The organism is Pantoea sp. BJ2, from assembly GCF_040255075.1.
Taxonomy (GTDB): domain Bacteria; phylum Pseudomonadota; class Gammaproteobacteria; order Enterobacterales; family Enterobacteriaceae; genus Pantoea; species Pantoea leporis.
The window spans coordinates 3,474,038-3,497,722 of sequence record NZ_CP158292.1 but is presented as its reverse complement, the minus strand read 5'-3'; the positions used below and the strand labels follow the sequence as shown (position 1 = coordinate 3,497,722).

At 56.0% G+C, this 23,685-nt stretch carries 23 protein-coding genes; 12 read left to right on the top strand and 11 right to left on the bottom strand.

Annotation, left to right across the window (positions count from 1 at the left end; all coding sequences use genetic code 11):
* Window positions 1-10: 10 nt before the first annotated feature.
* From AAF463_RS16070 to AAF463_RS16045, 6 genes are all read right to left on the bottom strand, one after another.
* Window positions 11-628, bottom strand: coding sequence for a glutathione S-transferase (locus tag AAF463_RS16070; RefSeq protein WP_101761859.1), 618 nt, complete (start codon window positions 626-628; stop codon window positions 11-13).
* Window positions 629-757: 129 nt separating this feature from the next.
* On the bottom strand, window positions 758-1,270 hold the full coding sequence (locus tag AAF463_RS16065) for a DUF892 family protein (RefSeq protein ID WP_101761860.1): 513 nt from the start codon (window positions 1,268-1,270) through the stop codon (window positions 758-760).
* A 70-nt stretch (window positions 1,271-1,340) separates the two neighbouring features.
* Window positions 1,341-1,523 carry a general stress protein gene (locus AAF463_RS16060; protein WP_101761861.1) on the bottom strand — a complete coding sequence of 61 codons (183 nt, stop codon included), beginning with the start codon at window positions 1,521-1,523 and terminating at the stop codon, window positions 1,341-1,343.
* A 415-nt stretch (window positions 1,524-1,938) separates the two neighbouring features.
* Window positions 1,939-3,345, bottom strand: a complete 1,407-nt coding sequence (locus tag AAF463_RS16055) for an MFS transporter (RefSeq protein ID WP_350261102.1) — start codon at window positions 3,343-3,345, stop codon at window positions 1,939-1,941.
* 161 nt (window positions 3,346-3,506) lie between these two features.
* Window positions 3,507-4,595 (bottom strand): tartrate dehydrogenase, encoded by a 1,089-nt coding sequence (locus AAF463_RS16050; protein ID WP_350261101.1) that lies wholly within the window; start codon window positions 4,593-4,595, stop codon window positions 3,507-3,509.
* A gap of 18 nt (window positions 4,596-4,613) precedes the next feature.
* Window positions 4,614-5,924 carry an MFS transporter gene (locus tag AAF463_RS16045; RefSeq protein WP_350261100.1) on the bottom strand — a complete coding sequence of 437 codons (1,311 nt, stop codon included), beginning with the start codon at window positions 5,922-5,924 and terminating at the stop codon, window positions 4,614-4,616.
* A 129-nt stretch (window positions 5,925-6,053) separates the two neighbouring features.
* Here AAF463_RS16045 and AAF463_RS16040 point away from each other — a divergent pair, with 129 nt between their 5' ends.
* Window positions 6,054-6,962 carry a LysR family transcriptional regulator gene (locus tag AAF463_RS16040; RefSeq protein WP_350261099.1) on the top strand — a complete coding sequence of 303 codons (909 nt, stop codon included), beginning with the start codon at window positions 6,054-6,056 and terminating at the stop codon, window positions 6,960-6,962.
* A 77-nt stretch (window positions 6,963-7,039) separates the two neighbouring features.
* On the opposite strand, the gene AAF463_RS16035 is transcribed toward AAF463_RS16040, so the two are convergent.
* Window positions 7,040-8,194 carry an IS481 family transposase gene (locus AAF463_RS16035; RefSeq protein WP_350260848.1) on the bottom strand — a complete coding sequence of 385 codons (1,155 nt, stop codon included), beginning with the start codon at window positions 8,192-8,194 and terminating at the stop codon, window positions 7,040-7,042.
* 265 nt (window positions 8,195-8,459) lie between these two features.
* Between AAF463_RS16035 and AAF463_RS16030 the strand changes: the two genes are divergently transcribed.
* The 11 genes from AAF463_RS16030 to AAF463_RS15980 all read left to right on the top strand — a co-directional run bounded on the left by AAF463_RS16030 (window position 8,460) and on the right by AAF463_RS15980 (window position 17,954).
* Window positions 8,460-9,419: a LysR family transcriptional regulator gene (locus AAF463_RS16030; protein ID WP_309833313.1), complete on the top strand. Its 960-nt coding sequence runs from the start codon at window positions 8,460-8,462 to the stop codon at window positions 9,417-9,419.
* A gap of 340 nt (window positions 9,420-9,759) precedes the next feature.
* Window positions 9,760-11,214: an NAD(P)/FAD-dependent oxidoreductase gene (locus AAF463_RS16025; RefSeq protein WP_350261098.1), complete on the top strand. Its 1,455-nt coding sequence runs from the start codon at window positions 9,760-9,762 to the stop codon at window positions 11,212-11,214.
* On the top strand, window positions 11,211-11,693 hold the full coding sequence (locus AAF463_RS16020; RefSeq protein ID WP_350261097.1) for a hypothetical protein: 483 nt from the start codon (window positions 11,211-11,213) through the stop codon (window positions 11,691-11,693). Before AAF463_RS16025 ends, AAF463_RS16020 begins: the two co-directional genes overlap by 4 nt.
* On the top strand, window positions 11,690-12,256 hold the full coding sequence (locus AAF463_RS16015) for a peroxidase-related enzyme (protein WP_137386449.1): 567 nt from the start codon (window positions 11,690-11,692) through the stop codon (window positions 12,254-12,256). Before AAF463_RS16020 ends, AAF463_RS16015 begins: the two co-directional genes overlap by 4 nt.
* Before the next feature lie 10 nt (window positions 12,257-12,266).
* The gene (locus AAF463_RS16010) at window positions 12,267-13,004 is read left to right on the top strand and encodes an amino acid ABC transporter ATP-binding protein (RefSeq protein ID WP_101761870.1); all 738 of its coding nucleotides are present in this window, start codon (window positions 12,267-12,269) and stop codon (window positions 13,002-13,004) included.
* A gap of 20 nt (window positions 13,005-13,024) precedes the next feature.
* Window positions 13,025-13,840, top strand: a complete 816-nt coding sequence (locus AAF463_RS16005; RefSeq protein WP_350261096.1) for a transporter substrate-binding domain-containing protein — start codon at window positions 13,025-13,027, stop codon at window positions 13,838-13,840.
* Between the two features lie 82 nt (window positions 13,841-13,922).
* On the top strand, window positions 13,923-14,609 hold the full coding sequence (locus AAF463_RS16000) for an amino acid ABC transporter permease (RefSeq protein WP_154155525.1): 687 nt from the start codon (window positions 13,923-13,925) through the stop codon (window positions 14,607-14,609).
* 15 nt (window positions 14,610-14,624) lie between these two features.
* Complete coding sequence (locus AAF463_RS15995; RefSeq protein ID WP_217549359.1) at window positions 14,625-15,317, top strand: amino acid ABC transporter permease; 693 nt, start codon at window positions 14,625-14,627, stop codon at window positions 15,315-15,317.
* Between the two features lie 172 nt (window positions 15,318-15,489).
* On the top strand, window positions 15,490-16,035 hold the full coding sequence (locus AAF463_RS15990) for a helix-turn-helix domain-containing protein (RefSeq protein WP_350261095.1): 546 nt from the start codon (window positions 15,490-15,492) through the stop codon (window positions 16,033-16,035).
* Window positions 16,036-16,077: 42 nt separating this feature from the next.
* Window positions 16,078-17,340 (top strand): beta-ketoacyl-ACP synthase II, encoded by a 1,263-nt coding sequence (fabF, locus tag AAF463_RS15985; RefSeq protein WP_350261094.1) that lies wholly within the window; start codon window positions 16,078-16,080, stop codon window positions 17,338-17,340.
* A 191-nt stretch (window positions 17,341-17,531) separates the two neighbouring features.
* Window positions 17,532-17,954, top strand: a complete 423-nt coding sequence (locus AAF463_RS15980) for a MarR family transcriptional regulator (protein WP_192412083.1) — start codon at window positions 17,532-17,534, stop codon at window positions 17,952-17,954.
* Here the strand turns inward: AAF463_RS15980 and AAF463_RS15975 are convergent.
* The 4 genes from AAF463_RS15975 to AAF463_RS15960 form a co-directional block, all read right to left on the bottom strand.
* The gene (locus AAF463_RS15975) at window positions 17,937-18,350 is read right to left on the bottom strand and encodes an ester cyclase (RefSeq protein ID WP_350261093.1); all 414 of its coding nucleotides are present in this window, start codon (window positions 18,348-18,350) and stop codon (window positions 17,937-17,939) included. The genes AAF463_RS15980 and AAF463_RS15975 overlap by 18 nt on opposite strands.
* A gap of 198 nt (window positions 18,351-18,548) precedes the next feature.
* Entirely contained in the window at window positions 18,549-19,613 is a 1,065-nt protein-coding gene (uxuA, locus tag AAF463_RS15970; RefSeq protein WP_350261092.1) for a mannonate dehydratase, read from the bottom strand.
* A 118-nt stretch (window positions 19,614-19,731) separates the two neighbouring features.
* Window positions 19,732-20,436 carry a response regulator transcription factor gene (locus AAF463_RS15965; protein ID WP_277974090.1) on the bottom strand — a complete coding sequence of 235 codons (705 nt, stop codon included), beginning with the start codon at window positions 20,434-20,436 and terminating at the stop codon, window positions 19,732-19,734.
* Window positions 20,433-23,657 (bottom strand): transporter substrate-binding domain-containing protein, encoded by a 3,225-nt coding sequence (locus tag AAF463_RS15960; protein WP_350261091.1) that lies wholly within the window; start codon window positions 23,655-23,657, stop codon window positions 20,433-20,435. The genes AAF463_RS15965 and AAF463_RS15960 overlap by 4 nt, the downstream gene beginning before the upstream one ends.
* Window positions 23,658-23,685: the final 28 nt, after the last annotated feature.

The window sequence follows — 23,685 nt, the reverse complement described above, 5'->3', positions numbered from 1 at the left end:
GATGGTGGACTCAGGCGATGCTGCGCAGGCCAGCCGCAGTTTGAGGGAAGGGCACAAAGCCCGGCAGCGCTTCGATGCGACGCAACAGCGCGTTCACCGCCGGATAGCCGGAGAGATCGACATTGCCTTCTGGCGCACCCACGATATAGCTGTACTGCGCAACGTCGGCAATAGTCGGGCGATCGCCAACCAGCCATTCACGGCCTTCGAGATGCTGCTCAATGCGTGACAGCACCAGATGCGCGCGGGCAATCACCTCTTCTGGATTGAACGGGCGGCCAAATACGGTAATCAAACGCGCCGCGGCTGGACCAAAGGCGATATCACCGGCTGCCACGGTGAGCCAGCGCTGTACCGCCGCCGCGCCCAGCGCATCTTCCGGCAGCCATTCGCTGCGACCGCTTTTCTTCGCCAGATAGACCAGAATGGCGTTGGAATCGGCAATAAACACGCCGTCATCCTCCAGCACCGGCACCTGACCAAACGGATTCATGGCGAGGAATTCCGGCGTTTTGTTTTCGCCAGATTTGAGATCAACATCGATGACTTCATGCGGTAAATCCAGCAGCGACAGGAACAGACGTGCGCGGTGAGCATGACCAGAAAGCGGGAAGTGATAGAGTTTCATGTTGCGGTTCCTTAGGTGTTGCTCGGGATAATCCCGAGCCTTGCCATAAGGTTCGCACAGACAATTTAGCGGCAGAATAGCCGGGTTAGCGAAGTCATTGTTGCGAAAAATGGAAGAATCGTGCGGGAGCTACTTCTTAGCTTCCACGCCTGGCGTAGCGGAGCGAACCAAATACTGTTCGGTCACGTCCGGCAAATGCGTCAAGGTCCAGTCGGCCATGGCGATTTCCTGCTCGCGGATGCGCGAGAAGATATCGGCACTTTCGTGATCGTTGAGATGCTGCGCCGCCGCAATCAGTGAGGTGTAACTGGCAATCTCAAGGTGCTCAAACACGTGGCCGCTGATCGCGCCTTTCACCACTTCATCTTCCACCATCACGCCGCCAATCGACTGACCGAAAGCAGAGATTTTGCCGGCGAGGTCTTTCAATACCGATTGAGAAGTGGAGTAGCGATCGATCACGCTCTGCACCAGCGTCTGATGTTCACGGGTCTCAACAATATGCTGTTCGATACGCAGTTTAAGGTCGGGATAGTGTTCAAGGCGCGAGGCCATTTTTTCCAGCATGCTTTCAGCCTGTTTTTCCATGGCATGGGCATCTTTTACCCAATCGAGAAAGTGCTCTTCGCTGTTGTGGCTCATAATATTTTCCTGACAAATAAATAAAAGGAGATTGCGGCTGTTGCCGAATTACCGGCCAGCCGCAATAACGTTATGCGGGAGATTTATCGACGACTCGACGGCTTTTTTTACCGCCTTTTCGTCCCGCTTCAATCGCACGTTCTGGATTATTACGAAAATTGCCGCCGCTTAATTGGCCGCCTTTTTTACCCGCTTCGCGGGCTCTTTCCGGGTCCATGGCAAAATTGCCAGAACCGCCACGTGGTGCTGTCATAATGAATACCTCAGATAAAGGGGATAACGCATATTTCATTTGCTACTTAAGGTTAGCCCTAAAAGCCAAACGTACAACCAATTGCAATTAGGAATTATCCTAAGAGGATTGAAATTGTTCAGTTATTTTTCATACTTAAAATAAGTTGATTTGGCAAAAAAGATAATTAAAGCTTCGCGATTAATGGGTGAGAGAAAATAATTGACCGCTGCGCTTATAATTTTTCTCTCTTCCAACGTGATGAAATGAATTAAAATTCCTGATGCTTTTATTTTTTTCTTAGAGAGAGAGTGTCGACCAGATCATTAGCCATAATCTTAAAAGGGGTTTAATAAATATAAATGCTAATAAAAAAGGGATTATTTTAAGCGAAGCGCACTATTTCTGCTTTTTAACCATAAATAGTGCGTTGGGATTATTTTACCAGCACCTGCGCACCGGCGTTTTTCTCCAGTCGCGTTACGTCAAATAGCGACAGCAGCACCAACAGCGCCACACCGGCAAAGGCGATATGAATATCGCTTTGCGCAATTTCGCTATGCTCCTGCCACAACATGGATGCGCGCAGGAACAGCGCCGCCAGCGCAATACCCGCGCTCATGCTGAACTGGAAGAAGATGCTGAACACCACCGAGGCATCGCTCATCTTGTTTTGCGGCACATCGGCGAAGCCCAAGCTGTTGTAGCAGCTGAACTGCAGCGAGCGCGACAGCCCGCCAACAAACAGAATCGCGGCAATCGCGAAGTAGCCCAGCGACGGATTGAGCAGCAAGCAGCCGAGCATCGCCGCAAGGCTGATCATGCCATTGAACATCAGCACGCGACGAAAGCCCCAGCGCTTCATTAACCAGGTTGTCGCTGGCTTCATCGCCAGGTTTCCGGCAAATACCCACAGCACCATCGCACCGGCCTGCGCCGCGCTCCAGCCAAAGCCCAGCTGAAACAGCAACGGCAGCAAATAGGGCACCGCGTTGATCGAGGCGCGGAACAACGAGCCGCCAATCACCGCATTACGGAAGGTGGCAATTTTCATCGCGCTAAACGGCAGCAGCGGCTGCGCATGGCGGAAGCTGTGACGATACGCCAGCCAGCTGCACAGCATGCCCAGCAGCAGCAACGGAATGCCAAAACTGAGATGCATCTTCCCGAGCGCTTCCAGCGCGATAATTAATGAGGTGCAGGCGGTGGCGGTAAGCACAAAGCCGCGCACATCAAACGGCCGCCGCTGTTCGCTTTTAAACTGCGGCACCAGATAAGCGGTGGCGATGATAGCAAGGATGCCGAGCGGAATATTGAGCCAGAAAATCCACGGCCAATGGCCGTAAGTGACAATCAATCCGCCCAGCGGCGGGCCGAGCACCGGCGCAATCAGGCCCGGCCAGGTAATAAAGGCGATAGTTTTCACCATGTCCTTTTTTTCGGTGACGCGCAGTACCACCATGCGACCGACCGGCACCATCATCGCGCCGCCAACCCCTTGCAGAATGCGGCTCAACGTGAACATCGCGAGCGTGTCGCTCAATCCACACAGAATCGACGCGAGGGTGAAAATCAGGATCGCGCTGGCAAAAACCGTACGCGCACCAAAGCGCTCCGCCAGCCAGCCGCTCATCGGAATGAACACCGCCACCGCCAGTAAATACGCGCTGACGCCAATGTTCAGCGCTACCGGGCTGGAGGCGAAGTCGCGCGCCATCTGCGGAATCGCGGTGGTGATCACCGTGGCATCGAGGTTTTCCATAAAGAAGGTCACGGCAACCAACAACGCTAACAGCAGGGTGCGATGGGAGTTCGGTCTGGCTTCTCTGCCTGAGTCGATCATGCGAGGTCCTGCGAAAACAGAAGGATGCAAAGACTTTTAATGAAAAGCGCGGCAGGTGCAAATCAAAATCACAGAATGCATGAGTCGTAGCGGCGCAATTCATTGCGCGATAAATCGCGCCGCTAAGCAATGTGCGATGACAGGATGCGCACTGGATAAAATCAGATGGTTTCTGCCACGGTAGCTTTTGCCTCAATAAACGCTATCACCGCTTTCGTCACCTCTGCCGTATTCGCCGTGCCGCCAACATCCGGTGTCAAAATGCCCTGAGCGCAGACATATTCAATACCTTGCATAATCAGCGCCGCAGCATCCCGCTCGCCGAGATGCTCCAGCATCTGCACCGCCGTCCAGAACGTGGCGATCGGGTTGGCGATGCCTTTGCCGGTGATATCAAACGCCGAGCCGTGAATCGGTTCGAACATCGACGGGAAGCGACGTTCAGGATCGATGTTGGCGGTGGGCGCCACGCCTAAACTGCCCGCCAGCGCGCCGGCCAGATCCGACAGAATATCGGCGTGCAGATTGGTGGCGACAATGGTATCGAGGCTCTGCGGATGCAGCGTCATGCGATGCGTCATCGCATCCACCAGCATTTTGTCCCACTGCACGTCCGGGAACTCCTGCGCCACTTCGGCGGCAATCTCATCCCACATCACCATGCCGTGACGCTGGGCGTTGGATTTGGTCACCACCGTCAGCAGCTTGCGTGGGCGTGACTGCGCCAGTTTGAAGGCATAACGCATTATGCGCGTCACGCCAACGCGGGTGAAGATCGCCACTTCGGTGCCGACTTCTTCCGGCAAACCACGATGCGCGCGCCCACCATTACCGGAATATTCGCCTTCTGAGTTTTCCCGCACAATCACCCAGTCGAGATCGCCGGGGCCGCGCTTGCGCAGCGGCGAGGTGACGCCCGGCAGAATTTTGGTCGGACGCACGTTGGCGTACTGGTCAAAGCCCTGACAAATCGGCAAACGCAAACCCCACAGCGTGATGTGATCCGGCACGTCGGGCGCGCCGACCGCACCAAAGTAAATCGCATCAAACGTCTTCAGCGTTTGCAGGCCATCTTCCGGCATCATTACGCCGTGTTGCTTGTAGTAATCCGAGCCCCAGTCAAAGGTTTGCACCGTAAACGTCAGCTGCGGATCGTGACGCGTCAAGGCGTGCAGCACGGCTACGCCAGCAGAGATCACTTCCGGGCCAATACCATCCGCAGGAATCGCGGCAATTGAGTAGTTACGCAAGATGTTTCTCCAGTTAGGTCAATGTGTATGAGGATGAGCAAGCTCTGCGGGATGCGGTGTTTTGCCGCGGGCAGAGAGAATCAGAACTACAATCGCCGATAGCACCAGCAGCCCGGCAACAAAATAGAGTCCCCACGTATAGCTGCCCGTTTGCTGACGGATCACGCCAATCATCATCGGGCCGACAAAACCGCCAAGGTTGCCGATAGAGTTGATGGTGGCGATGCCCGCGGCCGCCGCGGGACCGCTCAGGAACAGCGTCGGCATGCTCCACAGCGGCGGTTTGGAGGCGCTGATGCCGACGGTGACCAGCGTCAGGGCGATAATCACCGTAAACAGCGTGCTGACGTTCCCGGCATAAATCAGTCCGGCAGCCGCCAGCAAACAGGCACCGATAACATGCCAGCTGCGCTCTTTGGTGCGGTCCGAATGGCGCGCCCACAGAATCATGCCGATCACGCCCAGTACCGCCGGGAAGGCGTTGAGGAAACCAATTTCTATTGAGGACGCGCCGAAGCTGCGGATGATTTGCGGTGACCAAATGCCCAACGTGTACAAGCCTGCGGATGTGCCGAAATAGACCAGCGCCAGCGCTAACACACGCTTATCGGCCAGTCCGCGCCAGGCGCTGCTGTGGCTTTGATTGGCCGCGCGCGCCTGTTCTTCGGCTTGCATGGTCTTTTCCAGCCACGCCCGTTCTTCATCGGTGAGCCACTTGGCTTTCGCCGGGCGATCGGTGAGGTAAAACAGCACCACGATGCCGAATATCAGTGCCGGCATCGCTTCCAGCACAAACATCCATTGCCAACCGGCGTAGCCAAGCAGGCCATGCATCTCCAGTAATGCGGCGGAAATGGGCGAACCTAACGCAGTGGAAAGTGGGGCCGCAGCCATAAAGATGGCGGTAACCTGCGCACGTTTCGCCGCCGGGAACCAGTAACTGAGATAAAGGATGATGCCGGGGAAGAAACCGGCTTCCGCTACGCCAAGCAGAAAGCGCAGCAGGTAGAAGCTGGTGGTGCCCTGCACAAATGCCATGCAGCCGGAAACCAATCCCCATGTGATCATGACGCGCGCAATCCAGATGCGGGCGCCGACTTTATGCAGAATTAAATTCGACGGCACTTCAAACAGAAAATAACCGAGGAAAAAGATTCCAGCACCAAAGCCAAATACCGTGGGCGAGAAACCTAAATCCTGATTCATAGTTAATGCAGCAAAACCAATATTGACGCGATCGAGAAAAGCGATGAAGTAGAGCAGCATGATGAAGGGCACAATGCGTAACGTCACTTTACGCATCACCCTTTTTTCGAGGTGAGAGTTCATATTAAAGTGCTCCAGATTGTGTAGGGTGGTGTTATTTTTTGTAATCGAGTTCAGTATGCAGTTTTACTTTGGCTTATCATCAGATGTGGATTATATAAACTATTTGCATAATCAACGGGTGAGGGGAATGTGGATATAAATCAATTGCGTTGCTTTGTTTCGGTCGGTAAAGAACTGCATTTTGGCCGCGCCGCACAAAAGATGGAAATGATGCCTGCGTCACTTTCTCGCTTCATTCGTTTACTGGAAGAGGACCTCGGCGTGCGTCTGTTAAATCGATCGACGCGTAATGTTTCATTAACTGCCGAAGGCGCGCTCTTTTTTGACGACGCCAGCAAATTAATCGATCAATTTGATGCGCTGGCGAAACGTTTTAAAGTGGGATTAAAAGATGAACGCCGCACATTACGTATTGGTGCGATTGATAGTGCCGCGCGTGGATTAGTTCCGGCGTTACTTAATTTATTTGTTCCGCTGCATCCGCACAGCGATATTCATATTATTGAAGACAAAACTATTAATTTAATTCCGAAATTAAAGTCGGGTTGGCTGGATATGATTTTTATTCGCGAGCCGCAAAGTATTGATGCGTCATTAGCGGTGCGCTTTATCACGCGCGAAAGCTGCGTGCTGGCGGTGCCGATTCAGCATGCGCTGGCGGATCGTGAACGGGTGGCGGTGGCTGATTTTCAACACGAAGCGATGATCATTCCAGACCGGCGCACACGCCCGCACAGTCACGATCTCACCATGAGCCTGTTTAAACTGGCGGGATGCACGCCGCACATCGCGCAGTTTGCCGAAGAGAAACAAACCATTCTGAGCCTGGTTGCTGCGGGGCTGGGATTGGCGGTGGTGCCCGCCTCGTATCGCACCATGAACAGCGACAGCGTTAGCTATATTGCGCTGGATCTGCCGGAGCAGATTAAAAGATTGCCATTGAGCATTGCCTGGCAGAAGGGCAACGAAGATCGGTTTCTGCGCGAGATGCTGCGCCTGTTGCATGAGCATCAGCGTGAGCTGACGGAGAAGTTGTGATTTCCCTCACCCTAACCCTCTCCCTGTACAGTCCGGGGACATGGTAGACAGGTGTTCGGGGACATGGTGAACACTTTTTAACATCCTTTACCCATGGTGATCGACTTTTTCTTCAGGTCGATCACCCCCACTTTTGTGCTGTACCACCATACCTCGTAGCACCCGTCTTCCTGCATCTCCTTCAGGCCAACGTGCTCTCCCCTGAACGCCTTGCCTGCCTTCAGACTCAGGCCTTTTATAGTCAGCTTCCCACTGATATCTACCTTCCTGACCATCACGCCCTCGTCGTATTCCGCTGACGTTACGCTGGCGCTGTACTGCCGAGCCGATGGCTGATAGCGCGACGCCGGCACCGCCATATCCAGCGCCTCATGCGGGCGTTCAAGGTTATAAACCGTCCGCCAGTGATCGAAGGCGCGCTGCAGCTCACCGTCGTCCGCGAACCACTTCCCCTGCAGCACTTCAGCCTTCAGGCTGCGGTGAAAGCGCTCCAGCTTGCCCTGCGTCTGCGGATGATAAGGCCGGGAGTGCCCCACCCGGATACCCTGTCGCATAAGCCACAGCTCGACGGCCGTCCAGGTCCCGGTAGTGTCGCCCCACGGCGAACCGTTATCCATCGTCATCCGGTCCGGCAGGCCGTAACGTTCAAAGACGCTGACCAGCTGCTTCTGCACCGTCTCACGCCGCTCGTCAGCGCAGTGTACGAGGCACAGCGAGAAGCGGGAGTGATCGTCAAGGAGGGTAAGCGGGTGGCAGCGGCCGCCGCCAAAGGGAAAATGCCCCTTGAAATCCATCTGCCAGAGCTGGTTCGGGGCCGCATGTTCAAACCGGCCCGTGGCCGGGACACCCGGAGCTGAGCCCGGCAGCAGGTCGTGGCGGGCCATCAGGCTGTGGACGGTGCTGAAGGCGGGCATGCGGTGTCCGCGGTCTTCGAGCCAGCGCTTTATCTTGCGCGCGCCCCAGTGCTGATGAAGTTCATGCGCCATACGAAGCAGGTCAGTGATGTCGTCAGACGAGCGGTTGGGAGAGTGATGGGGTATGCAGGGGCGGTCCTCAAGACCGGATTCTCCCTCTTCAGCCCAGCGGCGAAGCCACTTGTAGGCAGTGGCGGAAGAAATGCCGTAGTGACGGCAGAGTGCGCGGATGTTCGCCCCGTCTTGCGAGGCGAACAGAACAAACTCTTTACGTAATGACATGGTATCTCTCGCATCCCAGGACATAAGCGACTCCATAAACGGGTTCTTATGCCTTAGTTGTAAGTGTCTACCATGTCCCCGAACAAGTGTTCACCATGTCCCCGGACTGTACACTCCCGGAGGGAGAGGGAACTGGCCGCTGCGGAGTCTAACAATTCCCTCTCCCGCCTGCGGCAGAGGGCCAGGGTGAGGGGCAATGCGCACTTTCCACCCTGTGGCTAATTCCCACCACTCTCTCTATGATGAAAACTTTCCCGCGCCAATGTCGGGAACGATCAATGAGTTAGGGAAAAATTGCGCGATGACCATTTTAAACGACCTGGATTTGCGGCAGCTGGAAGCCTTTTCGGCGGTGATCTCTGCCGGTAGCGTCACGGCGGCGGCGAAGGCGCTCAATCGCTCGCAGCCGGCGGTGTCGCGTTTGATTCAGGAGCTGGAACAATCGCTGGGTTATCCGCTGTTTATCCGCAACGGGCCGCGCATTCATCCTTCGGAAGAGGCGCTGCAGCTGCATCAATACGTGCAGAAAGCGCTGCTCTCGCTGCAGCAGATTCGCCTGCGCGCGCAGGAGATCGCCCATCAGCAGCATCGTCCGCTGAGCATCGCCGCCACGCCGGCATTGGCGGCGGGTTTGCTGCCGCAGGCGCTGGCCGCGCTGAATCTGCAGAACAAAGTGCAGATCATCAGCGAATCCGCAGTGCAGACGGCACATGCGGTGATCACTGCCGAAGCCGATCTCGGTTTATGCAGTTTGCCGCTGGAGCATCACGCGGTAGAGCTGCACTGGATTGGGCAGTCGCAATGCGTGGTGGCGCTGCCAGAGCATGACGAGCTGGCGGCGCAATCTCAGCTGTCGTTAAGCAGTCTGGCAGGACGCCGTTTGATTGCGCCGTGGAGCCCGCAGCGGTTGCGCGGACGCTACGAAAAAGCGCTGAAAAAAGTCAAAACGCCGCTGCACGAAACCATCGAAACCAACTCCTCCGCCAATATTCTTGGCTGCGTGCGCGCCGGGCTGGGCGTGGCGATTCTCGAACCGGTCACCGGTTGGGGCATGCCGCTGGCCGGTGTGGCGATCCGTCCAATTGAGGAGGATATTCCCTACTACTTTGGCGTGATCACGCCGCAGGGAAGACAGATTTCAGCTGCCGCGCAGGCGCTGGTTGAGGCGTTAGCCAGCGCGGCCGCCGATTTGCTGCCGGGTTTTGAGCGTCTGCCCGCCAGCGAGCATCCGCGTATTATGCGGTTGATTAATCAGGATTAAATATCTCACCCCAATCGTGTTTTTTAGCGGTGCGATAAATCGCGCCGCTACGAAATGTACGTGATTTCAGTCATCAGCCTGCGTATGAAAAATCTTGTTTTAAAAGCCTTATAACATTTTCAGCATAAGATATAAGAAATCCATTGGTCAAAAGCTGAGCGCGATTATTGACTCTGTTTTAGGGCAAGAGGATTATGCGAAACCTTAGCTCTTACTATGTGATTTAGTGATTAATGACCATTAACTATGTGTTATCAGGATAATGGAAATGCACCGTCACTGACGCGCTTTGGTGGTTTCGTCCGCACTCTGGCCGCCGCTTATTTCTGGGAAAACATGTATGACTTATGCCGCCGATGGCCTTGCCGCGCTGGAAGCTCAGCTTCAGCAGGATCTGGAATATCTTGAACTGCCCGCAAAATCCTGGGTGCCCGAGCGCACGCAGGATGGCGCACCCGTGCGTGACGTGGTGGTGATCGGCGCGGGCATGTGCGGGCTGGCGGCGGTGGCGAAATTGCAATTCAGCGGCATCAGCAATGTGGTGGCGTATGACGCCGCACCCGCCGGGCTGGAAGGTCCGTGGGTGACCTTTGCGCGCATGGAAACGCTGCGTTCACCGAAATCTCTGCACGGCCCGGCGCTCGGCATGGCGCAACTGACGTTCCGCGCGTGGTTCACTGCGCAGTGGGGCAAAGAAGCCTGGCAAGCGCTGGATAAAATTCCCAAAGCGCAGTGGATGGATTATCTGATTTGGTATCGCAAGGTGCTGAATCTGCCGGTGCGTAACAATGTGCGCGTCACCCAGATTGGCTTTGCTGGCGATCTGATTACGCTCGATGTTAGCGGTGCCGAAACCGGCCGCATTTACACTCGCCGTTTGGTGCTGGCCACCGGACGTTCTGGTCTTGGCGGCTTCGCCGTGCCGGATTTTCTGCAAGGTATTAGCCGCCAGTTCTGGGCGCATTCCGCTGACGACATCGATTTCGCAGCCCTAAAAGGTAAACGCATTGCGGTGATTGGCGCAGGTGCATCGTCAATGGATAACGCCGCCACCGCGCTGGAAAACGGCGCGGGCGCGGTGGACCTGCTGATTCGTCGCAAGCAGATGCCACGCATCAACAAAATGACCGGCATCGGCAGTCAGGGCGTGGTGCACGGCATGCATCAGCTGCCGGACGCGTGGAAATGGAAGTTTGTCGATTACACCGCTACCACGCAAACGCCGCCGCCGCGCTCCTCGACGCTGCGCGTATCGCGTCATGCCAATGCTCGCTTCTTGCTTGATTGCGGCATCAAAGCGGTTAAGCAAGAGGCCGATGGGCTGCTGATCGAAACTACGCAAGGCGCGCTGCGCTACGACTACCTCATTGCGGCCACCGGCTTTAGCAACGATTTCCACGGCCGCCCGGAGTTTGCCGCGCTCGCGCCACATATCCGCAGCTGGCGCGACGGACGTTATCAGCCCGAAATGGGCGCGCCGCGTGCCAATCTGTTGGAAGCGCCGGATCTCGGCCCCGCCTTTGAATTTCGCGAACTGACACCAGGCGCATGCCCGCTATTGGCGCACATTCACTGCTTCAACGATGCCGCAATGCTGACGCACGGCAAAGTCTCCGGCGATATTCCGGCGGTGAGCGCCGGTGCCGATCGTCTGGTGCGCGGCATTACCGCTTCGCTGTTTGCCGAAGACGTCGAGCAGCATTACGCCAACTTACAGGCTTTTGACACCCCTGAATTGCAGGGCGATGAATGGGTGGATTCCACGCCCTTACTCAACCAGGAGAACGCGCAGTGAGTGACGCAATTGATCGCGCAGTCGGCTTAAACGCTGAAGATGCGCTGTACGGCACGCGCCGCCTGCGCCCGGAATTTGTTGACGGCGCGGAGCAGTGCCGCATCTCGGTGCTGGCACCCAACGACGATCAGGGTTTAGCGCCGGATGTACGTTTTGCGCTGGCGCAGCGCATGGCGCAGCTGAATAACGATGCCGCGCTGCAACAGGATTATCAGACGCAGCTGGCGGCGTTGCAGCCGTCAGAGGCGCTGCTGGCGCTGGCGGCAGGCGCCACCGAGCTGCCAGAACCGCTGGCGACCATCGCGCGCCACGCCGATCTCGTCACCCAGCAGCCAATGCACGCCACCGAGCAGCACATCCGCCTGCTGGAGCAAGCCGGATTGACTCATCCACAGATTGTGGCGCTCTCCGAGCTGATTGCTTTTATTAACTTCCAGACGCGCGTCGCGGCCGGATTACGCTTGTTGAGGTCTGCATGATTCCGTCGGTTAATCTCAAGCCGCTGCACTGGCATCCGTATATCGCGCCGGTTGAGGTAGAAGAGGCCACGCCCGCGCAGCTCGATGCGATGAAAGTGACGCCATCGAATAAGAAGATCTCCGAATATGTGCGCACGTTAGCGCACGATCCCGACAGCTACGTGGCGCGTACCGTGCTGTTCAACGCCATTATGTATGTCGATGGCGGGCTGGATCGCGCGGATCGTGAACTCGGCGCGCTGGGCGCATCGATCGTCAACGGCTGCAAATATTGCGCGGTGGTGCATGCGCGTCGTCATGCGCAGCTGGCGGAGAGCGATGCGGTGGTGAGCGCCATCTACTTTGATCGTGCGGATGTGCTCGGTGAGCGAGATGCGGCGATCTACCGTTTTGCCCGCCGCCTGTCGGTGACGCCGTCAGAAGCCAGCGTCGAAGATATGGCGGCACTGCGCGCGGTCGGCATGAACGATCAGGAGATTATCGATCTGATCCACGCCATCGCCATTTTTGGCTGGGCCAACCGTCTGATGCATGTGCTTGGCCATGCTGACCTGCACAAATAAGGGCTGCTGCATGTTAGAACTCAACGATATTACGCTCTCTTACGGCAGCACGCCGATTCTGAAAGGTGTCGATCTGTCGGTGAAACGCGGCGATGTGGTGTCGATCATCGGGCCAAGCGGCACCGGCAAAACCACGCTGCTGCGCTGCATTAACTATCTGGCGAAACCGGCGTCGGGCACCATTCAGCTCGATCAGATCCGCATGGATTATCAGTCACCGGATAAAGCGGCGATCCAGGCGATCCGCCTGCGCACCGCGATGGTGTTCCAGCAGTTCAACGTGTTCAAAAACATGACGGTGCTGGAAAACGTGATGGATCCGCTGATCGTCATTCAACGCAAAAGCAAACAGCAAGCGCGCGATATCGCCGTGCAGGAGCTTGAGCGAGTGGGATTGGGCGCCAAACTCGATCACTATCCGTCGCAGCTTTCCGGCGGTCAGCTGCAGCGTACCGGCATCGCCCGCGCGCTGGCGGTGCGTCCTGATGTGATGTTGTTTGATGAACCGACCTCATCGCTCGATCCGGAGCTGGTGGGCGAGGTGCTGAAAGTGATTAAAGATGTGGCGTCCTCCGGCATTACCTCGCTGCTGGTGACGCACGAAATGCAGTTCGCCAAAAGTATCTCGAACCGTATCGTCTTTATGGATCAGGGCGTGGTGGCCGCGCAGGGCAGCCCGACTGAGATGTTTGATAATCCAACCCTGCCGCGACTTGCTCAGTTCCTCAATTCAGAACGCGTATTCTAATAATTAAAGGAATCAACGACATGCCTGCAATCAAAACCACTTTACGTCGCCTGGCCGCGACTGGCATCATCGCGCTGGCACTCATCAGCGGTAACAGCTTCGCCGACGCGGTGCGCACTATCAAAATCGCCACTGCGGCGGAGTCTAAACCGCTGTCGTGGGGCGCGATTGGTCACGAGCCGCAGGGCTACGAGCCGGACGTGCTGAAAGCCATCAACGCTAAACTGCCGCAGTACAAATTTGTGATGGAAGGTGCGGCGGATATCGCCCAGGAAACGGGCCTCGCCACCGGCAAATATGACATGGCGACCGGCGGTTATTACAAAGCGCCAACGCGCAGCAAACAGTTCCTGATCCCGGATGCGCCGATCGGTGCCAGCCTGATGAAGATCTACAGCCGCAGCGATAGCACCATCAACAGCATGAAAGATCTGGTCGGCAAGAAGATTGTGCCGGTTACCGCCGGCGGCGGCGTGTACAAATTCGTGACGCAGTGGCAGCAGGACAACCCGAACGACAAAGTTGAGATCAAAGCTTCGAGCGCTGGCGTGCCTTATCCGGATCGTCTGAAAGAGGTGCAGCGTGGCAAATATGATGCGCTGATCCTGCCTTCGAACCTCGGCGAGCAAACGGTGATCGACAACCAGAAACTGGCGATCAAAGCCAGCGAGCCGGTTGCCATCAACAACACTTACGTGCTGATTCACCGTTCTGCCGAGAACCAGGCGCTGAACGATGACATCAACAAAACGCTGCAACAGCTGAAAGCGGACGGCACGCTGGATAAGCTGGCGCAGAAGTGGTTCGGTGAAGACGTCACGAAGTACATGAAGTAAGGATTCACTAAAGCTGCGCCCGGTGCTGAGCCGGGCGTTGCTTCATTGTTAGCAGGAGTGTTTCACCGTGAATCTGACTTCGATGATTCCCGAGCTGCTCTCGGCGCTGCCGTTGACGCTTGGCATAATGTTTGTCGCGATGATCGTCGGGTTCTTCCTGGCGCTGATCGCCACCGTATTCCGCGTGCGCCGCATCCCGGTTATCAGCCAGTTTGTGGATTTGTACGTCTCATACGCGCGCAGCGTGCCGGTGGTGCTGCAGCTGTTTGTCGCGTTTTATGGCTTGCCGCTGGTGGCCGAGCAGTTTGGCTTCAGCGATTTTGTCACCGCCAACATCGCGGCGATGATTGGCCTGAGTCTGTATCACGGCGGTTATCTGTCGGAAGTGATGCGCCCGGCGTTTCTCGCCGTGGAGAGCGGCCAGCATGACGCCGCCGACAGCATGGGCTACAGCTTCCGCCAGAAAATGCTGCGTATTGTCGGTCCGCAAGCGGTGCACTATGCGCTGCCGGGTTACGGCAATGCGATTATCTATCTGATTCATAACGTGGCGCTGGTGATGTACATCGGTGCGGCGGATGTGATGGCGACTGCGCATCTGATCATGGAACGCGACTACAACCAATATCAGTTCGGCACTTATCTGGTGCTGGCGGTGCTCTATTCGCTGCTGTGCGGCGTGGCCTGGTTGATTATCCGTTTCTTCGAACAACGTCACGCGAAGTACAGCTCGAAAACTGCTGCACGCGTCAAATTCACCAGCGTCTGATAAGGGAGAGAAACCATGTTTGATCTTGAGGTTTTACTGCCGGACTTCTGGAGCATTCTCGATGCGGTGCCGGTGACGCTGCTGATGGCGGTGACGGTGTTTATCTGTTCAACGCTGCTCGGCGGGCTGTTTGCCTTTGTTGAACATCGCCGCCTTCCGGTGCTGCGTCAGTTGGTGATCGCCTACAAAATTGCCTTCAAAGGCGTGCCGATGGTGGTGGTGATTTTCCTCGCCTATTACGGTTTGCCGCCGGCGCTGGATTTCGTTGCCACGCTGATTGGCGTGAAAGTGAATGCGCACTCGCTGCCGAACTGGGTGATCATCATCGTTGCCCTAAGCGCCTGTGTTGCAGCGTTTCAGGCGGAAGTGTGGAAGGGCGCGCTCAACTCCTTTGATAGCGGACAATCGGATGCGGCGCTGTCGCTCGGTTACAGCGGCGGCCAGCTGTTCCGCCGCGTGATGTTCCCGCAGATTATCGTGGCGGCGATTCCCGATCTGGCCAACGCCTTTATGGTGATCATGAAAGCGCTGTCGCTGGCGTTTGCCATCGAAGTGGTGGATATCTTCGCCCAGGCGCAACTGACCGCGGCGCTGAATTTCTACTACCTCGAAGCCTTCCTGGTGGCGGTGGTGTTTTACATGGTGATTGCCTATGTGGTGACCAAGATCGCCGATAAGATTGAGGCGAGATTGCGGGTACGGACCTGACCAAATCCGCGCGATAAATCGCGCCGCTACGATCAAGTGCGCCCAACCGTAGCGGCGCACTTTATTGTGCAAAGAAGCCACCGCCAAATCACTTTCATTCTGCAAGTTACTTGCAAAATGAAAGTCACTCTGCAACAGTATCCGCCATCAAACCGATGCGGGATAGCCAACCTTGAAAAACCAAACGCTCCACAACATGCCTTGTCCCATCGCGCGCAGCCTTGGGCGCATTGGCGATGGCTGGAGCATACTGATTATGCGCGATGCGCTGGCCGGTTTTACGCGCTTCGATGAGTTCCAGAAAAGCAGCGGTGTAGCGCCCAACATATTGTCGCGGCGGCTGAAAGAGCTGGTGGACGATGGCTTGCTGGAGAAGGTGTGTTACAGCACCAGCCCGGCGCGCTTCGAATATCACCTGACGGCCGTCGGTCGCGATTTTCGCGGCGTAATTCTGGCGCTCACCGAGTGGGGCAGCACGCATTTCTCGCCGGAAGGTCTCCAGATGCAGCTGGTGGAAAGCGCTACGCAGCGTCCGGTGAAGATGCAGCTGGTCGATAGCGAAAACGGCCAGCCGCTGACGCTGGATAACTATCAGATGGTGCCCGGCCCGGCAGCGGAGCCGATGATGCACTATCGCCATGATTATCTGCAGAAAAAACGCGCTGGAGATAACACCCAGAAATTTGCGCCGCCGCCGCTGCACCAGCCGCAGTCATAACGCTAACGCGCAAGTAAGCATCCGCAGATTAAGGAATGAAAAATGAAACGAATTGTCATTACCGGCATGGGGCTGGTATCGCCGCTGGGCTGCGGCACGGAAGCGGTTTGGCAGTCGCTGCTGGCGGGAAAATCGGGCATCAGCGCCTTGCCGCCGGAGATGGTGCAGGATATCACCTGCAAAGTGGCGGGACAGGTGCCGACGCTGGAGCAGGATCCCCAGCACGGTTTTAATCCCGACGGGATTATCGCCGCCAAAGATCGCAAGAAAATGGATCGCTTTATCGAGTTCGCGCTGGTGGCGGCGCATGAAGCGCTGACGCAAGCCAACTGGTTCCCGCAGGACAGTGCGCAACAGCAGCGCACCGCCACGGTGATCGCCACCGGCATCGGCGGCTTTAACGAAATCGCCAACGCGGTTGAAACCACCGCCGAGCGTGGGCCGCGTCGCTTGTCGCCGTTTACCATTCCTTCGTTTCTCGCCAATCTGGCCGCCGGACACGTTTCGATTGCACACGGTTTTCGTGGGCCGATTGGCGCGCCGGTGACGGCGTGCGCGGCGGGTGCGCAGGCGATTGGCGATGCAGCACGGCTAATTCGCAGCGGCGAAGCGGATATTGCGCTGTGCGGCGGCACCGAAGCGGCGATCCATCGCGTGAGCCTGGCCGGATTTGCCGCAGCGAAAGCGATGTCGGGCGGCTTTAACGATCGTCCAGAGCAGGCTTCGCGTCCGTTTGATCGCGACCGCGACGGTTTTGTGATGGGTGAGGGCGCGGGATTGCTGGTGATTGAATCGCTGGAACATGCGCAGGCGCGCGGCGCGACACCGCTGGCGGAGCTGGTGGGTTACGGTACCAGCGCGGACGCTTACCACCTCACCGCCGGCCCGGAAAATGGTGAAGGGGCACGCCGGGCAATGGAAACCGCGCTGGCGCAGGCGGGCATTACGGCGAGCGAGGTGCAGCATATCAATGCGCATGCCACGTCGACGCCGGTCGGCGACAAGGGCGAATTGGCAGCAATTAGCTCGCTGTTTGCTGGCAGCAAGGTGGCAATCACTTCCACCAAATCGGCCACCGGACATCTGCTCGGTGCGGCGGGTGGCGTGGAAGCGATCTTCTCGATTCTGGCGCTGCGCGATCAGGTTGCTCCGCCGACGCTCAATCTGCAGCATCCGGATGAAGCGGCTGTTGGGCTGAATCTGGTGGCACTCAAGCCACAGCCGACGGCAATGACCTATGCGCTTTCCAACGGTTTTGGCTTTGGCGGCGTGAATGCCAGTTTGTTGTTTAAAGCCTGGCAATAGGTTTCCTAATGCTCGTCAGTTAAGACATGAAAACCCTTAATCACTGAGAGCACACATTGTAGCGGCGCAATTCATTGCGCGATAAATCGCGCCGCTACGAAATGTGCGGTGATTTGATAGGGTGCTTAACTGAGGCATTAGGCAATAGGTTTCCTATAATGGACCGACGATAGCGCGCAGGAATCGCCCCTTTGAGCACTGAAAATGAAACCCAGCAGCTGGCGGAAGAGCTCCGTAAGATAGTCAGCCATTTGGTACGTAACGTCCGCGTCAGCACCGCGACCGTGCGCACCTCGCAATATGAAACCTTAGATCTGCTCGACAGCCATGACGCGCTTTCTATCGCCGATCTCGCGCGGCTGCGCGGCGTGAAGCATCAAAGCATGCGATTAGTGATTAACGAACTCGAGGCGCAAGATTTGGTGCTGCGACAAAAAAGCGCGCAGGACGCGCGGGCGCAGGTGATTGTGCTGAGCGATCAGGCGCGCGCTGCGTTGGCGGCCGCACGTCAACAGCGTGCCGACTGGCTTGCGGCGCGCATCAATGAAACACTCGACCAGCAGGATCGCGACGATCTGCAAAAAGGGCTGGCTGCGTTACGCAAACTGCTTTAACTGCGTTATCACCGCCGCCAGAGTGTTCATGCCCCAATGTTCCGCGTATTTTCCCTCTTCAATTCGCACCATATCGATCACCGCGATCGTTACGGGTAAACCGGTGGGCGCGATGCCCATCAGCGATCCGCTGTGAACGCCGGTTATTGTTTTGCGCGTGGTGACCCAATCGCGCTCGGCGATTTGATCTTCAATGTGCACCTGAAGATGGGAGAAAGCGGGGCGCAGGATCTGATCGAAGGTGTGCCAAAGACTTTCGCGATCGCTGGGCGCGCCGGCTGGCGCTGAGCGGTTAATGAAGTTTTCGCCGACGAGTTGATCGAAAGCCTGGCGATCGCCTTCGGCAATCACCTGCTGATTGAATCGACGCACAACGGCTTTGTTATGTTCTGACATGGTGATTCCCCGCTGAATATGTACAGTTTGACTGTATATATTTAACGGCAAGTGGGGAAGGCGAGTTTGTCAGGTTGTGCGGTGATTATGGTGCGCGCTGATGCCCTCACCCCGGCCCTCTCCCACGGGGAGAGGGAGCAAAAAGTTCCTCTCCCGCTTGCGGGAGAGGGTTAGGGTGAGGGACAAAGCGCACCCAACTCAGCGCTTACTCAGCGCTTCCCACAATCCCAGCAGATAGGTGGTGCCTAGCGCGCGGTCGTACAAACCGTAGCCCGGACGGCCGGTTTCGCCCCAGATAAAGCGGCCGTGATCCGAACGGATGTAGCCATCGAAGCCGTTGTCATGCATTGATTGCAGCACTTTATACATATCCAGCGAACCGTATTCGGTTGGGTGCGCGCACTCGTAGAAATCTTTATCCTGGATAATCTTGATGTTACGCACATGGGCGAACGGAATACGTTTGCGGCGCGAGAACTCCGCCAGAATGGCGTAAACATCATTACTCGGATCTTCGGCAATCGATCCGGTACACAGCGTGATGCCGTTAGCCTCGGAATCGACCACGTTACAGATCCAGTCGAGATCGTCGCGGTTCTTCACCACGCGCGGCAGGCCGAAGATCGAATAGGGTGGATCGTCCGGGTGGATCGCCATCTTCACGCCCACTTCTTCACATACCGGGATCACCGCTTTCAGAAAGTAAGCGAGGTTTTCACGCAGCTTAGCGTCATCAACATCTTTGTATTGGGCAAACAGATCCTGCACTTTTGCCAGACGCTCCGGTTCCCAGCCCGGCAGGGCGAAACCATTGGCGTTGCCCAGCACTTCCTGCACCACTTCGTCGAGGCTCTTATCAATGCCTTTCTTCTCGAACGCCATGGTGAGCGAGCCGTCTGGCAGCACGTAGTTCATGTCGGTCTTCATCCAGTCGAACACCGGCATGAAGTTGTAGCAAATCACTTTCACACCCGCTTCGGCCAGGTTACGGATGCTCTGCTGATAATTTTCGATGTAACGTTCGCGGCTTGGCAGACCGATTTTGATGTCGTCGTGAATGTTGACGCTTTCGATCACTTCCACGGTCAGCCCGGCGGCATGCACCTGCTTAACCAGCGCGTTAATTTTCTCTTTCGGCCAGGTTTCACCTACCGGCACGTCATACAGCGCGCCCACGACGCCGCGCACGCCCGGCACCTGACGAATATATTCCAGCGAAACTTTATCTTCTTTCGGACCAAACCAACGCATTGTCAGTTGCATAATGTCATCCACCGTTATCGTGTCTGTGATAACTGATAAACTACCATTCTAGTAAACATCATGACAGCGCGGTGCGGCGAATAAGCCTTGATCCGCGTCACAGAACACAATTTATGCATCAGTGATGAAGCACAATTTCACCGAAATGCTCTTTGTATTTAAATAATTCCAAATCAGATCGCAGACCCAATTTACGCAGTGCAGTCTGTTTTTGCCCGCTGATGGTTTTACGGCTGCGCGCATATTTTCCGGCGATTTGCGTAATACTTAATCCATCCAGATAGCAACGGATCACCTCGATCTCACGTGGGCTGAGATTGCGCAGCAGCAGCGTGATATCTTCGCCAGTTTGACGCGGCAATAAATAGTCATGCATTTCCCGATCGCTTTCCTGAAACTTATCCATCTCCAGCAGCATATCGGCGGTGAGAAAACGCTTGTTACGGCATACCTGATGCAGGGCGGTAATCAGCACTTCCTGGTCTTCACTTTTACCCACAAAGCCATGCACACCCGCTTTTAACAGCAGTTGCACTATTGCCGGTTTTTCAACTGCCGAGGAGATCAGGATTTTTAAATCGGGATATCGCGCGCGCAGCTGTTTCACCATCTGCAGGCCGTCGAGTTCGTCCTCGCCAAGCATGTAGTCCAGCACCAGCACGTCCACTGAATGACGCTGCAAAAATGCCATCAGCTGTTGGCGTTGCGAAAAGGCGCCAGCCAGGTCCAGCAGCGCTTCCTGCGCCAGACGATACTGAATTGCTTTGCCGATCAGTGGATGATCATCTAATACGGCAACCTGCCAGATTGCATCTTGTTTCATGGTTTCACCTCATTATCAGGATTATTTTTTAGTGCGTGGAGGAAGATCGCTTCCAGTTCGGCCACTGCTGTAGCGACTGCGGGAATCAGCTGCTGCAGAAACGCACTCTCTCGTTGTTCGGCTGCCTGCTCGGCGGCAAGGCAACTCTGTTGTAAGCTTTCAGCGCGCAGTAATTTGGCGCTGCCAAGTAATTGATGTGCAGCGTGGTGTGCGCCGGGGAAGTCCTCCGCCATGGCAGCTTGCTCCAGTTGTGCAAGATCGCGCGCATTTTGCTGCTGAGCGGTGGTGACCAGATCGCGCCAGGCTTGCGGATCATTGGCTGCGAGGTTTTCCAGGGTAAGCAGGGTTTCATTGCGCACACTGCTGGCAGCGCTGCCAGTGACCACTCGCAGCAGCTGGGTGCGCTCCAGCGGTTTAAACAGGCAACCATCCATGCCAGCCTGCGTCGCGAGTTGTGCAACACGCTCTTCTGCCATCGCCGTCAGGCCATAAATCGGGACTGCGCGGCGATTCATTAGCTTCTCCTCAATACGTAACTGGCGGGTAAATTCAAAGCCATCCATGCCAGGCATATTGCAATCGGTGATGACACGATCAACGTCATGTTCGCGCCACAGTGCCAGCGCCGCTTCACCGTCTTCTGCCACCAACACATGATGCCCGGCGTAACGCAACTGTTGTGCCAGCAGCAGGCGATTGGTGGCGTTGTCATCCACAACCAGCATTCTTAAGGATGCGTGCACAACGTCATCAACTGGCTCAGCTTCTGCTTCAGTCAGCGTGGCGGGCTGGGCGATGAAGCGCAGCATAAATACGCTGCCCTCATCGGGCTCGCTCTCTACATGCAGCTCGGTTCCCAGCATCACCGCCAGACGGCGACAGATGTTGAGACCCAGTCCGGTGCCACTGACGCGATTAGTGCCCTGATCCACCTGAACAAAGGGCTCGAAAATCGCCTTTTGCTGTTCTGGCGTGAGACCCACCCCACTGTCGCAGACTTCCAGTACGTATTCGGGTTTAGTGATATCTGCCTGGTAAAGCGCCACTTCAACTTCACCCCGCGCGGTAAACTTAATGGCATTGCTGACCAGGTTCGCCAGGATCTGCTTCAACGCCACGGGATCGAACAGCACGCTGTCCTGATCGATATCCAGCATGACATTGAGCGCCAGCCCTTTATTTAGCGCCACCTGACGGAATAGCGCTTCAGTGTCGTAAACCACATCGCTCAGTGACATCGGCATGTGGCGAATGCTGAAATGACCGGATTCGATTTTCGCCAGGTCGAGAATATCGCCGACCAGCGAGAGCAGTGAACGAGAAGATTCCCACGCCAAATCGATATTCTTTTGCCGCTGCGCTTCGTCGCTCTGACCTAAATGTTCAATCTCCAACAGGCCAATCAGTGCCGCCAACGGCGTGCGGATTTCATGGCTCATATGTGAAAGGAAAGTACTTTTCGCCTCGCTGGAGCGCAGTGCCGCACGCTTCGCTTTACGCACGTCCTCTAACAAGGTTTCGATCGTGTGCAGTTGGTTACTGATTTCACGCTCGTGCTGGCGCTGCCTCGCCAGCGACGATTTCAGCAGATGGTTGCGCCACAGGAAAAAAAGCAGGCAAATGCCGGCCACCGCAGCAATACGCAGCACGTAACTGCGATAGCTCTGCCAGGACGTGCTGGTGGCGGGCGGCGTGTACTTGATCCAGCGCTCCATCAGTGACTGCATGGTTGGCTGCGGAATATCGGACAGCGCTTTATTCAGGATGGAATTCAGATGCTCATCCGCCACATTGGTGGCCATCGCCATGCGAAACATCGGCAACGGTGCGACAAACGCCACTTTGAAGCGATCGTTGAAGTGGTTATTCAGCAAATATTGCGCCGATTCGTAGGGCACGATAAAGCCGTCAACCTCTTTGTCCTGCAGCTGCCCGAGGGAGTCGAGCGAAACCGCATTTTCACTAAAATCGATGGTTGGCCAGCGGCGACGCAGATCAAAGCGATAATAAGAACGCTCGTAGATGCCGATGCGTTTCCCTGTCATCTCATCGAAACTGTGCCAGTTACTGTCGCTGCGGGTCATCACCACCCAAGGCGAATAGACATAAGATCGCGTGTATTGAATCTGCGGGCTCTGCTTTGACGCGCCGTCACTCACCACAATCAGGGAATCGCGTTGATTAACCAGCGCATCGCGCATGTTGCTCAAGCCCCGCATTGGGTTGTAATGAAAACGAATACCGGTGCGTTGCGAGATGAGATTTAACAAATCAACGCTGAGTCCGGCGACACGCTGTTTGCTGTTGAGAAAGGTGAAAGGCAGATGTGTAGGGTCGTAATTCACCGTGATATCGCAGTGCTCCGCCAGCCATTTTGCTTCGGCTTCGCTAAGGTCCAAAGGATGATTCTTCACCACCGACTGGTAATCAAGCCCCCAGGCTTCGGCAATTTGTACGGCATTACGTAGCGGGATATTTTTAAGAATTTCATTAATGGCGTCGATCAGCTCAGCATTGTCCGCGCGGGCGGCAAAGCGCGCATCCACATCATTCACGTAAGGCGTGCTATGGCCTTCAATGATGTTCTGCAAGCCGCGCTGCGACAAATAACGCTGCGTGGCGGAGTTGCTCCAGAACACCATGTCCTCATTAAAAGCGGTATCGGTATAGGCCCAGAGCGGCGGTGAGGCGGGCGCTAATGTGGCTTCGGGATAGCGTTTATGCAGCAGCGCTTTCAGTTCGTCGTCACCGTAGTACATCAGGCGATAGCGGCTGTCATTCAGCTGACGATCAAATTTTGCCTGGCGGCGGCTAATCAACACGCTTTGCGCCAGCGAATAGGAAATACTCAGCGCCAGTTTGGTCTCATGATTAGCAGCCTGCGGGTAGTAAGGAATTAAATCGACTTGCTTGTTATTGAGCGCGTTAACCAGATCGAGACGGGTGTTATAGCGCTTAACTTCGACCGGGCGATTCAGCGTTTTCGCGATGATGGCCAGATAATCGGCGGACAGTCCTTCAAAGGTGTCCTCTTCGAATTCAACCGAATAGGGTGGTAACGTGTGGCTCCATACGCCAACGCGCAGCACCGAATGACGTTTTAGCCACTGTTGGCTCTCTGCATTTAGCGTCACTTCAGGGGAAACCAGACCGTAACGCGGCGTGAATTTTAAGGTGGTGGCGCTCCAGGCCGACAGGCAAAAGCCCAACAAAAAAATCATGCTAAAAATGCGTTTGCCCACGAATTGA